The 13,634-nt window shown below is 67.3% G+C and carries 12 protein-coding genes; 8 read left to right on the top strand and 4 right to left on the bottom strand.

What is annotated here, in order from left to right; all coding sequences use genetic code 11:
• The first annotated feature begins 22 nt into the window (after positions 1–22).
• The 5 genes from EV140_RS02530 to EV140_RS02510 all read left to right on the top strand — a co-directional run bounded on the left by EV140_RS02530 (position 23) and on the right by EV140_RS02510 (position 4,016).
• The gene (locus tag EV140_RS02530; RefSeq protein ID WP_130280710.1) at positions 23–376 is read left to right on the top strand and encodes a HesB/IscA family protein; all 354 of its coding nucleotides are present in this window, start codon (positions 23–25) and stop codon (positions 374–376) included.
• A 162-nt stretch (positions 377–538) separates the two neighbouring features.
• Positions 539–1,408, top strand: a complete 870-nt coding sequence (gene ctaC / locus EV140_RS02525) for an aa3-type cytochrome oxidase subunit II (protein ID WP_130280708.1) — start codon at positions 539–541, stop codon at positions 1,406–1,408.
• Positions 1,409–1,416: 8 nt separating this feature from the next.
• A complete protein-coding gene (ctaD, locus tag EV140_RS02520) occupies positions 1,417–3,153 on the top strand; it encodes an aa3-type cytochrome oxidase subunit I (RefSeq protein ID WP_130280706.1) in 1,737 nt (578 codons plus the stop codon).
• 4 nt (positions 3,154–3,157) lie between these two features.
• Complete coding sequence (locus EV140_RS02515) at positions 3,158–3,574, top strand: cytochrome c oxidase subunit 4 (RefSeq protein WP_130280704.1); 417 nt, start codon at positions 3,158–3,160, stop codon at positions 3,572–3,574.
• Between the two features lie 10 nt (positions 3,575–3,584).
• Complete coding sequence (locus tag EV140_RS02510; protein ID WP_130280702.1) at positions 3,585–4,016, top strand: GNAT family N-acetyltransferase; 432 nt, start codon at positions 3,585–3,587, stop codon at positions 4,014–4,016.
• Between the two features lie 366 nt (positions 4,017–4,382).
• Here the strand turns inward: EV140_RS02510 and EV140_RS02505 are convergent, their stop codons facing one another.
• Entirely contained in the window at positions 4,383–5,099 is a 717-nt protein-coding gene (locus tag EV140_RS02505; RefSeq protein WP_130280700.1) for a DUF4191 domain-containing protein, read from the bottom strand.
• A 116-nt stretch (positions 5,100–5,215) separates the two neighbouring features.
• On the opposite strand from EV140_RS02505, the gene EV140_RS02500 reads away from it, so the two are divergent.
• On the top strand, positions 5,216–6,598 hold the full coding sequence (locus EV140_RS02500; protein WP_130280698.1) for a hypothetical protein: 1,383 nt from the start codon (positions 5,216–5,218) through the stop codon (positions 6,596–6,598).
• Here the strand turns inward: EV140_RS02500 and sucB are convergent.
• The 3 genes from sucB to EV140_RS02485 form a co-directional block, all read right to left on the bottom strand.
• Positions 6,595–8,046, bottom strand: a complete 1,452-nt coding sequence (sucB, locus tag EV140_RS02495; RefSeq protein WP_130280696.1) for a 2-oxoglutarate dehydrogenase, E2 component, dihydrolipoamide succinyltransferase — start codon at positions 8,044–8,046, stop codon at positions 6,595–6,597. The genes EV140_RS02500 and sucB overlap by 4 nt on opposite strands.
• A gap of 55 nt (positions 8,047–8,101) precedes the next feature.
• Complete coding sequence (gene lpdA / locus EV140_RS02490; protein ID WP_130280694.1) at positions 8,102–9,475, bottom strand: dihydrolipoyl dehydrogenase; 1,374 nt, start codon at positions 9,473–9,475, stop codon at positions 8,102–8,104.
• Between the two features lie 103 nt (positions 9,476–9,578).
• Entirely contained in the window at positions 9,579–11,078 is a 1,500-nt protein-coding gene (locus EV140_RS02485) for a leucyl aminopeptidase (RefSeq protein WP_130280692.1), read from the bottom strand.
• Between the two features lie 86 nt (positions 11,079–11,164).
• Between EV140_RS02485 and EV140_RS02480 the strand changes: the two genes are divergently transcribed.
• Both EV140_RS02480 and EV140_RS02475 read left to right on the top strand, forming a co-directional pair.
• Positions 11,165–12,079: a proteasome assembly chaperone family protein gene (locus EV140_RS02480; RefSeq protein ID WP_130280690.1), complete on the top strand. Its 915-nt coding sequence runs from the start codon at positions 11,165–11,167 to the stop codon at positions 12,077–12,079.
• Between the two features lie 173 nt (positions 12,080–12,252).
• Positions 12,253–13,608 carry an RNA polymerase sigma factor gene (locus EV140_RS02475; protein WP_130280688.1) on the top strand — a complete coding sequence of 452 codons (1,356 nt, stop codon included), beginning with the start codon at positions 12,253–12,255 and terminating at the stop codon, positions 13,606–13,608.
• Positions 13,609–13,634 lie beyond the last annotated feature (26 nt).

The raw sequence follows: 13,634 nt of genomic DNA, 5'->3' as shown, positions 1-13,634 counted from the left end.
CCCACAGCTTCGGAGGAACACCATGACCGACACCGCGACTACGGCTCCCGCCCACGGCGTCACGCTCACCGACGCGGCCGCCGAAAAGGTGGCATCGCTGCTTCACCAGGAGGGCCGTGACGACCTGCGGCTGCGCCTGGCCGTTCAGCCCGGGGGATGCTCGGGGCTGATCTACCAGCTGTACTTCGACGAACGACTGCTGGACGGCGATGCGACGCGCGAGTTCGGCGGCGTTGAAGTCGTCGTCGACAAGATGAGCGTGCCGTACCTCGAAGGCGCATCGATCGACTTCGAAGACACGATCCAGAAGCAGGGCTTCACGATCGACAACCCCAACGCGCAGGGCTCCTGCGCGTGCGGCGACAGCTTCCACTGACGCCGACGCGGTGAGCGCACCGACCCCGTCGATACCACATCGTTAGGGTGCCCCGATCCCCGGATTGGCAGGGATCTCGGAGCGTCGCGGGCCCGGACCGCGCCGCCGCGTAACGTAGACTGAACAACGATTCACAACCCCCGTCTCGACGAGAGGTCACCGGTGCGTTCCAACCGACGTCTTCGATGGACAGCGATTCCCCTCGCCGTCATCACCACGATCGCCCTAGCAGGGTGCACGACCCAGATGCAACTGGGTTGGCTCCCGACCGAACCTGGAACGACCAACCAGGTCGACCGCGTCATCGGCCTGTGGGTGACCTCCTGGATTGTTCTGCTCGTCGTTGGCGTGATCACGTGGGGCCTCATCATCTGGGCCGCCGTCGTCTACCGCCGCCGTCGCGGGCAGACGGGCCTCCCCGTGCAGCTGCGCTACAACATGCCGATCGAGGTGTTCTACACCGTCGTTCCGCTGATCCTCGTGCTCGGCTTCTTCGCCTTCACCGCCCGCGACCAGGCCGCGATCGAGGCGCCGCTCGAAGACCCCGACGTGCAGATCGAGGTCTACGGCAAGCGCTGGGCGTGGGACTTCAACTACCTGACCGACAACGTCTACTACTCGGGCATCCAGGCCCAAGAGACGGGCCCGAACAACACCATCGACGTCGAATCGCTGCCGACCCTGTACCTCCCCGTGGGGCAGAAGGTCGAAATCATCCTCGAGTCGCGCGACGTCATCCACTCCTTCTGGATCATCGACTTCCTCTACAAGAAGGACATGATCCCCGGGCGCACCAACCACTGGTTCTTCATCCCTGAGCGGGAAGGCAGCTTCGTCGGCAAGTGCGCCGAACTCTGCGGAGAGTTCCACTCGCTCATGCTCTTCAACGTCGAGGTCGTCTCGGTCGACGAGTACGAAGCCCAAATGCAGGCTCTGCGTGACCGCGGCTTCGAAGGACGCCTCGGACCGGAGTTCAACACCGCCCCGAACCCGCCGGTCATCGCACCCGCCGGCACGAGCGAAGAGGAGTAAGCGGCCACATGACCACGACCGCACCTCGCCCCAACGTTTCCGGCAGCGCTCCGGGGGCGATCTCGCCCACCGTCGGGCGTAAAGGCAACGTTTTCGTCGGATGGATCACCTCTACCGACCACAAGACCATCGGGTACATGTACCTGATGACGTCGTTCGTCTACTTCCTCATCGGCGGTGTGATGGCTCTCGTCATCCGCGCGCAGCTTTTCGCGCCGGGCCTCGAGATCGTCGCCACGAAAGAGCAGTACAACCAGCTCTTCACGATGCACGGCACGATCATGCTGCTCATGTTCGCGACGCCGCTGTTCGCGGGCTTCGCCAACGTGCTCATGCCGCTGCAGATTGGCGCCCCTGACGTCGCCTTCCCGCGTCTGAACGCTTTCGCCTACTGGCTGTATTCGTTCGGTTCGCTGATCGCGGTCGCCGGCTTCCTGACCCCGCAGGGTGCGGCATCGTTCGGCTGGTTTGCGTACGCGCCACTGTCAAGCCAAACGTTCTCTCCAGGGCTCGGCGGAAACCTGTGGGTCTTCGGTCTCGCGATATCCGGGTTCGGAACGATCCTCGGTGCGGTGAACTTCATCACCACGATCATCACGATGCGTGCGCCCGGCATGACCATGTGGCGCATGCCGATCTTCACGTGGAACACGCTGGTGACGTCGCTGCTCGTGCTGATGGCCTTCCCCGTCCTCGCCGCCGCCCTGTTCGCCCTGGGCTCTGACCGGATGTTCGGATCGCACGTGTTTGACGCCGCCAACGGCGGAGCCATCCTGTGGCAGCACCTCTTCTGGTTTTTCGGCCACCCCGAGGTGTACATCATCGCGCTGCCGTTCTTCGGCATCGTGTCCGAGATCTTCCCGGTATTCAGCCGCAAGCCGATCTTCGGCTACAAGACCCTGGTGTACGCAACAATCGCCATCGCGGCGCTGTCGATCACCGTGTGGGCGCACCACATGTACGTGACCGGTTCGGTGCTCCTGCCGTTCTTCGCGCTGATGACGATGCTGATCGCGGTGCCAACCGGCGTGAAGATCTTCAACTGGATCGGCACCATGTGGCGGGGCTCCGTCACGTTCGAGACCCCGCTCGTGTGGTCGCTGGGCTTCCTCATCACCTTCGTGTTCGGTGGCCTGACGGGCGTCATCCTCGCCTCGCCCCCGCTTGACTTCGCTGTCTCCGACTCCTACTTCGTCGTGGCGCACTTCCACTACGTCGTCTTCGGAACCGTCGTGTTCGCGATGTTCGCCGGCTTCTATTTCTGGTGGCCGAAGTGGACGGGCAAGATGCTCAACGAGCGTCTCGGCCACATCCACTTCTGGATCCTGTTTGTCGGCTTCCACGCGACCTTCCTCGTGCAGCACTGGCTCGGCGTCGTGGGCATGCCCCGCCGCTACGCCACGTACCTCGTCGAGGACGGCTTCACTTGGATGAACCAGCTGTCGACCGTCGGGTCGTTCCTGCTCGCGGCCTCGATGATTCCGTTCCTGCTGAACGTGTACATCACCGCGCGTCGGGCTCCGAAGGTCACGGTCAACGACCCGTGGGGTTACGGTCGTTCGCTCGAGTGGGCGACCTCCTGTCCCCCGCCGCGCCACAACTTCACGTCGATCCCGCGTATCCGCTCCGAGTCGCCGGCGTTCGACCTGAACCACCCCGAGGCCGGCATCCCGATCGGCATCGGGCCGGGCAAGGACGCGCCCGACGCACCCACGCTCGACATCGACGACAACAAGGTGAAGTGATCCCGTGAAGACCAACATCAACCTCTTCTGGGTCCTGCTCGTCTTCTTCGTCGTCCTTGACGTCGTCTACATCTCGTGGGCGATCATCGACACGGGCCAGGTCGAGTGGGTGGGCGCCGTCGCGATCGGCCTCTGCGGCATCCTGTCGGCGTTCATCGCCTTCTACCTGCGCCTCGTCTACCGCAACCAGGGCGGCGAGCTGCCGGAGGACCGCCTCGACGCCGATATCGATGACGGCGACGCCGAGCAGGGCTTCTTCCCCCCGTGGAGCTGGTGGCCGATCATCCTGGCCGGTGGCGCCTCGCTCGTCTTCCTGGGGCTCGCCATCGACTTCTGGATCGTGGGCTACGCGGCCGTCATCGCCCTGATCGGCTTGGTCGGCTGGGTGTACGAGTACTACCGCGGCAACTTCGGACGCTGAGCCGCCTCGCATGAGTGACGTTCGGCGTGCCCGGCCCGAAGACGCGGACGCGGTCTTCTCCCTTGTGCAGCAGCTGGGTGCAGCGTTTGTTCCCGTGCGCAGTGCCTTTGACGAGTCGTTCCACGACGTGGTCGCCGCCGGCGAAGACGACGCAATCTTCCTCCTCGTGGCGGAAAAGGATTCCGGTGAGGTCGCGGGCTACGCCTTGACGACCGTTGCCCGCCTGCTGTCCACCAACGGCCCGTCGGCGCAGCTTCAAGAGATCGTTGTCGACTCGGATGCTCGTGGCCTCGATCTCGGCACGGCTCTGGTTCACGCCGTCGAGGCTGAGTGCATCCGCCGCGGCGTTCGCCAGATCACGGTCGCGGCGCGCCGCGCGGGAGGCTTCTACGACCGCCTGGGCTACTCGCAGAACGCGGAGTACATGCGCCGAGTGTTTTAGTAGCCCGGCGGCATGATCCTGACGACAGCGCGGACGCGGCTGGCGACGCTCGCTGCGGACGACTTCGACGCCTTTGTCTCCCACCGGCGTGCTCCTGACACTGGGCGATACCAATGTGGTCGGTCGACTACGACCGTGCGAGCGCCGAGTCGATCGTGGCGGCGCAGCCGAGCGGAGACGTGCCAGCGCCCGGCGAGTGGATGCAACTCGCCATCCGTGCCAGCGGCTTACGCCCGGTCGCGGCGGCGCTTTTTAGCGACGTGGCCGTAGGGGCGGACGCAGTTCAGCCCCGCACGTTCGAACGGGAATGCTACGCACTACTACGCCGCGAGTGGCTGGCGGCGACGAGCGACTGGGACGTGCCGACTAGCGGGGCTTCGGCGCGCGCACCTTCATCGGGTCGATGCCCTTCGGGATGGGCAACGTGCTCGAGCGGCTGAGCGACGTCAGTCGATTGTTCACGGCGAGCACCTCGGCCTTGGTGAGCACCTTCTTGTTCTTGTTGAGCGTCTTGGCGAGGTTCTCCAGCTTTGTGGAGTCCTCGTCGGGCCCGACGTAGACGAAGTGCACGGGAACGTTCGGCACGATGCGATTGACGTTGCGACGCTCGTCTTCGAGCATGCGCTTGGTGCGGCTCTTGGGACCTTCTCCGATGAGCATCACGCCCGGCTTCCCGACGGCTCGGTATACCGCGTCTTGGCTTTTGGGGCTCATCGCCACCGGCATTTCGCTCGACTGCCATGCGCGACGCAACGAGCTTCGGAGCACGGCGCCGACGGCGCCCGGCTGGCCCGAGATCTGGCGGTAGGCGACCTTTTCGGCTCGTCGGCCGAGCACGACGAGCGGGCCGAGAATACCGCCCATGACACCGGCGATGATGTACAGCACCATTCCGAGAATGCTGCCGCCGGCGATCACAATGGCAAGGACGATGCCCGCTGTCAGGGGGAGCAGGAACCACAGAAGCATCCACCAGGGTGCGGCCTTGTCCATCCGCCGCGTCATCTGGAAGACCTGCCACATCTGCTTGATGCGGCCGGGTTCCTTGGGTGCCTTCGGGCTGCTGGAGTCGCGACGTGCCATACCTCAAGGATACGGGGTCGCCAGCTGCCTCCTCCCCGCCGGCGCATGCCGGCACGCTCTCCCGAGCGTAGGCGAGGGGCGCACCGTGTGGGTCGTCGGGCTGACATTGTCACCCCATGCAGGCGCCGGGAGCAGAGTCATACCGCGTCGTGCGGCACCGCTCCGCGGAGGGCGAGGTGCATCGCGCTGTCGTTGATGTTGGAACGGGCGCCGCCGAACTCCTCGTGGTTCCGGAGGCCTCGCGCGGTGCGTGGGAACACCAGGTGCGCGTGATGGGGGAGTGCCCGTCGCCCCATCTGCCCTCGGTGCGTGACCTCGCGATCGACCCCGACGGCACCCTGCGCATCATTCGCACCCTCGTGACCGGGGAGCGGCTCGACGGCTTACTCGCTACGCCCGGCTGGTGCACGCCCGGTCGGGCGGTGACGCTCCTGCACCCGATGGTGGTCACGCTGCGCACCGCGCACGACCTCGGTGCCGTCCTGGGCGGGCCCGACATTGGCCGCATCGTGGTGACCGCCGACGGGCGCCCCATCATCGCCGAACTCACGGGCGCGTTTCGCGCGGCGCCGCTCCCGACGCATCTCCGCGCCAAAGATCCGGCGCACCTGGCCGATGTTCAGGCGCTGGAAAGAGTGCGTCTCGCGGCCGTTCGCGCGCTGGACGCGGCGGGCTTCTCCGACACAGCCGCTTCGCTGCCCGAAATCGTCGATGCCCTCGATGACCCCGATGTTCTCCTGCGCTGGAGCGCTGCCGAGCCGCTCGTCGGTGCAGCGCCCGGTACAGACACGGCGGCGCACAGGCGAGCGGTCACTGACGATGGCCAGCAGGAGCCCTACCACGAGCGCGTCGGCGTCGCGGCGACCCTCGCGCGCGTGACGCAGCAGGTGGGCCTCCCGCAGAGGGTCACGACGCTCGTGGAGCGTGCGGTGACCGACATGACGGAGCGTTGTCAGCGCATTCGCGCCGCGGCGACGCGCCTCCCGCGCCGATCGCTGATTATGGCGGCAGCGGGCGTGGCAGTTCTCGCCGCGGTCGTCATCGTGGGGGTGGTGCCCTCGCCGTCCGGGGACGCGTCGTCGGGTGTCGCAGAGGCGGCGACCGACCACCCGGAGACGAGCATCAGCCCAGCGGACGACGCGTTCGACGGTCGTGCGGAGGACGCCGACGATCCGACGCTCATGGCACATCCTGACGATTGGCTCATCGTGGTGCGCGAGCTCGTGCGGAGGTGGCAGTCATGCGAACACGAGCAACGGCTGCTCTGTGATGATGCGTTGCACGCGTCGTCGAGCGCGGCGGAATCGCGGGCGGCCGGTCGAGACTCCGTCCTTGCCGCGCTCGCGCCCCTGGTTGACAGTGATCGGGTCGACGTCGTCGTGTTGGAGCGATCGGGTGACGCCGTGGTTGTCTCCCTGATGGCGCCGGAAACGACTCCGGCCTCGCTTCTGATGATCAGAAGCGAGGCCGGATGGCGTATTCGAGACGCGTGGACCTAGATGCCGAGATCGGCGTCGAAGTCGGCCTCTTCCAAACGCGCCTTGACGGCGGTGAGGAATCGGGCGGCGTCTGCTCCGTCCACGATGCGGTGGTCGTACGACAGGGCGAGATAGACCATCGAGCGGATCGCAATCACGTCTTCGCCGTCAATCGTCACGACGGTCGGCTTCTTCGTGACAACGCCGGTTCCGAGGATCGCGACCTGCGGAAGGAAGACGACCGGGGTGTCGAATAGCGCGCCACGCGAACCGGTGTTGGTCAGCGTGAACGTGCCTCCGGCGAGTTCGTCGGGCTTCAACTGGTTGTCGCGCGTTCGCGCGGCGAGATCGGCGATGTCGCCTGCCAACTCGGCGATCGACTTGTCACCGGCGCCACGGACGACGGGCGTCAGCAGGCCGCGCTCGGTGTCGACCGCGATCGACAGGTTCTCGGTGTCGGGGTAGACGATGGAGTCACCGTCGACGGTCGCGTTGATGATCGGGAACGCGCGGAGGGCCTCGGTCGCCGCCTTCGCGAAGAACGGCAGGAACGACAGTTTCGTCCCAGTCGCCTCGAGGAAGGCGTCCTTCACCGACGAGCGGAGAGCTGCCACCTTCGTGACGTCCACCTCAACCACCGAGGTGAGTTGGGCGGTCGACTGCATCGACACGACGGCGCGCTCGGCGATGACCTTGCGCAGGCGCGACATCGACACGGTGGTGCCGCGCAGGGGCGACGCCTCGAGCGGCTCGCGCGCAGCCGACGCCGCGGGGGCAGCAGCCGCCGAGCCCGACGACTCCGCGGCGGCGAGCACATCCTGCTTACGAATGCGGCCGCCGACGCCGGTGCCCGTGATCGACGCGAGGTCGACACCGTGCTCGGCGGCGAGCTTCCGCACGATCGGCGTGATGTAGCCCGCGTTGCTTCCCGCCTGGGCGGGGGCATCCTGCGAGGAGGCCGCGACGGCGCTCGGCGCCGGCGCTGCGCTCGGGGCAGGGGCTGCGCTGGGTGCGGGTGCCGCACTCGGCGCGGGGGCCGCGCTGGGTGCCGGGGCGGCGCTCGGTGCCGGAGCTGCGCTGGGGGCGGGGGCGGCACTGGGTGCCGGAGCCGCACTCGGCGCCGGTTCAGCCGGCGCGCTCGGAGCAGCCGCACTCGGCTCAGCCGGAGCGCTCGGAGCAGCCTCCACCTCGGCGTCGGCGCCGGGCACGTCGGTCGACCCCCCTCCGCCGGAGCCGTCATCGATGCGCACGAGGGGAGCGCCGACCTCGACGGTCTCGTCCTCGGCAACGAGGATCTCCTCGATGACGCCAGCGATGGGCGACGGGATTTCGGTGTCGACCTTGTCGGTCGAGACCTCGAGCAACGGCTCGTCAACCTCGACGCGGTCGCCGACGTTCTTCAACCAGCGGGTGACCGTACCCTCGGTGACGCTCTCGCCGAGCGCGGGGAGGTTGACGGATTCGCTCATCAGTGATGCTCCTTTTGAACCTTGTGGGTTGTCTCAGCCTAATTCTGGCCGTATGTCAGATCGCGTGCAGGGACTTGCCGGCCAGCGCCATGAATGCTTCGCCGAGAGCCTCGTGCTGCGTGGGGTGCGCGTGCAGGAGCGGAGCGACGTCCTCGGGGTGCGCATCCCAGTTGACGGCCAGCTGCGCCTCGCCGATGAGTTCGCCGACGCGAGCGCCGATCATGTGCACGCCGACAACCGGGCCGTCGACGACGCGGATGACCTTGATCGACCCCGCCGTCTCGAGGATGTGGCTCTTGCCGTTGCCTGCGAGGTTGTAGTCGTAGGTCGCCACGGCGTCGTCGCCGTACTGCTCCTTCGCCTTCTTCTCGCTAAGGCCGACCGAGGCGACCTCGGGCTCCGAGTAGGTGACCTTGGGGATGTTCGTGTCGCTGATCACGACCGGGTTCAGTCCGGCGATTTCTTCCGCGACGAAGATGCCGTGCTGGAAGCCACGGTGGGCCAGCTGCAGGCCGGGCACGATGTCGCCGACGGCCCAGACGCCGGGGATGTTGGTCCGCAGGCGCTCGTCGGTGAGGACGAAGCCGCGATCCATCTCGACGCCGACCTCTTCGAAGCCGAGCCCGGCCGTCGCCGGGCCGCGGCCGACGGCGACGAGCAGCAGATCGGCCTCGATGGTCTTTCCGTCTTCGAGGGTGACGACGACGCCCTGGTCGTTCTGGGTGACGCCCTGGAACTTCACGCCCAGGCTGAACTCGATGCCGCGCTTGCGGTAGGCGCGCTCGAACTGCTTCGAGATCGACTCGTCCTCGGCCGGCACCAGGTGCGGCAGGGCCTCGATGATGACCACTTCGGCGCCGAACGAGCGCCACACGCTCGCGAACTCGACACCGATGACGCCGCCGCCGAGAACGGCGACCTTCTTGGGTACGTAGTCGAGCTGCAGTCCCTGCTCGCTCGTGATGACACGGCCGCCGATCTCGAGGCCGGGAAGCGTGCGCGGGTACGAACCCGTCGCGAGGATCACGTTCTTGCCCGTGATGGTGTGCTCGCCCACCTGCACGGTCGTCGGCGAGGTGAGGCGCCCTTCGCCCTCGATGGTCGTGATGCCGCGGGCCTTGATCAGGCCCTGCAGGCCCTTGTGCTTGCTCGAGACCACGCTCTCGCGGTACTGGATGACCGCCGGCACGTCGACACCCTCGAGGGTCGCGCGTACGCCGAACTTATCGGAGTCGCGGGCTGCGTCAGCGATCTCTGCTGCGTGCAGCAGCGCCTTCGTCGGAATGCAGCCGACGTGCAGGCAGGTTCCACCGACCTTGCTCTTCTCGATCAGTCCAACCGTCATGCCCAGCTGGCTGGCGCGGAGCGCGGCGGCGTAGCCACCACTTCCGGCTCCGAGGATCACGAGGTCAAAGTTGTGTTCGGTCACCGGCAATTGCTCCCTCATCGGTCTGGCAGTCGAGCGGAGGCCGGCGCCTGGTTATGGTGCCGGCCGGGGGACGTCGCGCGGGTGGTCGCGCCGATCGCCCAGCCTACTCCTTTGCGCCGAGCGCGTCTGCGAGCGCAATCAGGAGGCGCGTCGCGACGCCCGACGAACCCTTCGGCGTGTATCCGAACGGTCCGCCCGAGTTGTTCGCGGGGCCCGCGATGTCGAGATGCGCCCACGGGATGCGCGGAGCATCCGCCTCGTCGGACGTGCGCCCCACGAATTCCTGCAGGAAGACGCCGGCGAGCAGCATGCCCGCCGCGGTGTTGCCCGGCTTGGCGTTCGCGATGTCCGCGACGTCGGTGGCCAACAGGGCCCGCAGTTCGCTCGGCAGCGGCATCGGCCAGACGAGCTCACCCGTCGCGTCGGCCGCTTTCTGCACGGCCGCGACCAGCTCGGGGTCTCCCATGAGGCCCGCGTACCGCTCGCCGAGGGCCACCCGGGCAGCGCCGGTCAGGGTCGCCACGTCGACGATGGCGTCGGGGCGCTCTTCGCTCGCGGCAACGAGACCGTCGGCCATGACGAGTCGCCCTTCGGCGTCAGTATTGAGTACCTCGACGGTGCGCCCGCCGCGGATCGTCAGCACGTCGTTCGGGCGAATCGCGGTCGAGCTTGGCATGTTTTCGGCGAGGCACAGCCAGGCAGTGATGCGCACGGGCAGGCCAAGCTTCGCGGCGGCCACCGTGGCGGCCAGCGTGGTGGCTGCCCCGGTCATGTCGTACTTCATGCCGACCATGGAGGCGGCGGGCTTGAGCGACAGTCCGCCCGAGTCGAAGGTGATGCCCTTACCCACGAGGGCCAGGTGCGGCAGGTTGGCGTCGCGGTTGTAGCGAACGACGACGAGGCGCGGCGGGCGCGACGACCCCTGACCGACGCCGAGGATGCCGCCGAATCCGCCCGCCGCCAGTGCCGCCTCGTCGAGGATCTCGACCTCGAGGGGCAGCTCGACAGAAAGCCCCTGGGCGTGCTGTGCGAACGTCTCGGGGTACAGGGCGTGCGGGGGAGTCGTCACGAGGTCGCGAACCGTCCACACGGCCTCCGCGCCGACGAGCGCTCGGGTGATCCGGGCATCCGCCTCGTCACCGTGCGCCACGACGCGCACGCGCTCGAGCCGTGTCGCATCGTCGGCCTCTCGAGCGCGCAGGCCTTCGGCCTCGAAGCGGTAGGCGCCCATCACGGCACCCTCGACAGCTGCGGCGACATCGTCGTCGCTGGGCGGCACAATCGCGATCGCGGTGATCGCCTTCAGGGTGCGCGTCGCGGCGCCGGCGGCCCGGCGCACGCTTTCGGCGTCGGGCGTCTCGCTGCCGACGCCAGCGGCGAGGATGCTCGTGGCGGCAACGCCCTCGGGCGCGGGCACGCGCACTGTTTCCTCTGCGGCGCCCGTCGCTCCGACGGCGACGAGCGCGCCTCCCAGCAGCTCAGCCACATCGGGGTCGGCGAGGACGCGGGGGCCGTTCTCGGTGCGGGCCACGAACACGACGAGGACGTCGGCGTCGATGGTGGCGGGAGAGTCAGTCGTACGAGTCACGTCGAGAGGAAGCATCGAATCATCGTATCGACGCCGACTGTTCGCTCTCGGCGCGCGTGGGGCGCAGGTGACGCCGAGGGGCCGCTCCTACGATGGGAAATATGCGCGAACCCTCCGAGCTGTACCGCCTGCGTCGTCCGGCCGACGAAATGCCGCGCGGCTTGCCCCTCGTGGCAGCGATCACCGGCTTCACGGACGCTGGCGGGGCAGTGCAGCAGGTCACCGAGTACCTCCTGGACGCCCTGGACGCCGAGGTGGTCGTCGAATTCGACGGGGATGCTCTGCTCGACTACCGCGCCCGCCGACCGATTCTCTTCTTCGACGAGACCCGCTTCACGGAGTATCGGCGGCCCGAGCTCGCGATCCGCCTCGCACGCGATGAACTGGGGGCGCCGTTCCTCTTGATGACGGGCTACGAGCCGGACTTCCGCTGGGAGGGTTTCACCGACGCGGTCGTCGCCCTCGTCGAGCAGTGGGAGGTCGCGTCGACCACGTGGATCAATGCCATCCCGATGCCGGTGCCGCACACGCGGCCGATCGGATCGACGGTCAGCGGCAACCGCGAGGACCTCACCGATGCGCACTCGATCTGGCGGCCCCAGACGCAGGTGCCCGGGAACGCCATGCACCTGCTCGAATACAAGTTGCAAGAAGCTGGCCAGCCGGTTGCGGGCTTCGTGCTGCTGATTCCCCACTACCTGGGCGACACCGAGTATCCGGCGGCGGCGGTGGCGGCACTCGAGAGCATCACCGCCGCGACCGGCTTGCTGTTGCCGACCGACCGCCTGCGCGAAGAGGGGCGCGAGTTCCTTGCCAAGGTCGACGATCAGGTTGAGGGCAACAGCGAATTGCAGCGCCTCGTCGGAACCCTCGAGGATCGCCACGACAGCTACATGGAGGATAACGCCTTGCGCTCGCCCTTGACGGGCGACGACGGCGAGGTTCCGAGCGCTGACTCGATCGCCGCCGAGCTGGAGAAATTCCTCGCGCACCGGCGGCGCGCCGACGACGACTGACCCGCGCCGCGCTGGTCGGAGGGTGCGAGCATCCGTGCAATAATGGAGGTTCGCGACCCGGTCGGTCGCCCGCCGTACACCGCTTCTTTAGCACCGTTTCTTTAGCACCGTACGAATCGCGGGGACTTGACATGGGTCGTTGTACTGCCCGGAAGACGCGGAAGTAGGGGCCCATGGCGACACGTACGACGAGCACGAGCGACGCTCCGGCTGAGAAGAAGGCCGCGGCGAAGCCTGCCGCGAAGAAGCCTGCCGCGAAGAAGGCGACAACCACGACCACCACCGTCGCGAAGAAGGCGACGGCCGCGACCACGGCCGCGAAGAAGCCGACAGCCGCGAAGAAGCCGACAGCGAAGGCCGACGCCGCGGCGGCGGAGAAGACCGCGACCGCGACGAAGGCCACCGCGTCGCGCAGCAAGAAGACGACGGCCGCCGCGGCGAAGGATGAATCTGCCGTCGACGAGGACGCTGCCGCGGCACTCGCGAGCGCTCCCGCCGACGATGACGCGGACGACGACACGGACGTACCGAAGGAAGAGCTTCCGACGGGCGCGATCGTTCTCAGCAACACCGACGACGACGAGGTCCCCGTCTACTCAACGACGATCACCGGCGCGACCGCTGACCCGGTCAAGGACTACCTGAAGCAGATCGGTAAGGTCGCGCTCTTGAACGCGGCCGAAGAGGTCGAGCTGGCGATGCGCATTGAAGCGGGCCTGTTCGCCGAAGAGAAGCTGTCGCAGATGAGCGACAAGGAAAAGCGCACCCAGCTCGGTCGTGAGCTCGACTGGGTGGCCCGCGACGGCCAGCGGGCCAAGAAGCACCTGCTCGGCGCCAACCTGCGTCTCGTCGTGTCGCTCGCGAAGCGCTACACGGGCCGAGGCATGCAGTTCCTCGACCTCATCCAAGAAGGAAACCTGGGCCTTATTCGTGCCGTCGAGAAGTTCGACTACACGAAGGGCTTCAAGTTCTCGACCTACGCCACCTGGTGGATTCGTCAGGCAATCACGCGCGCGATGGCCGACCAGGCGCGCACCATCCGCATCCCGGTACACATGGTGGAGGTCATCAACAAGCTCGCCCGCGTGCAGCGCCAGATGCTGCAAGACCTGGGTCGCGAGCCCACGCCGGAAGAACTGAGCCGCGAACTCGACATGACCCCCGAGAAGGTCATCGAGGTGCAGAAGTACGGCCGTGAGCCGATCTCGCTGCACACTCCGCTCGGCGAAGACGGCGACAGCGAGTTCGGTGACCTCATCGAGGACACCGAAGCGGTCGTGCCGGCCGATGCGGTCGGCTTCACCATGCTGCAGAAGCAGCTCGAGAGCCTGCTCGACTCGCTTTCGGAGCGCGAGGCCGGCGTCATTCGCATGCGCTTCGGCCTCGGCGACGGCATGCCGAAGACGCTCGACCAGATCGGCGACACGTTCGGCGTCACCCGCGAGCGCATCCGCCAGATCGAGTCGAAGACGATGGCGAAGCTGCGCCACCCGTCGCGCTCGCAGGCGTTGCGCGACTACCTCGAGTAAGAGTCTCTGGCAGTCTGGGCGTCGAC

This window comes from Microcella alkaliphila (genome assembly GCF_004216855.1).
GTDB classification, from domain to species: Bacteria; Actinomycetota; Actinomycetes; order Actinomycetales; family Microbacteriaceae; genus Microcella; species Microcella alkaliphila.
Note: the sequence above shows the minus strand (reverse complement) of the source record. Positions and strands in the feature narration are given on the sequence as shown.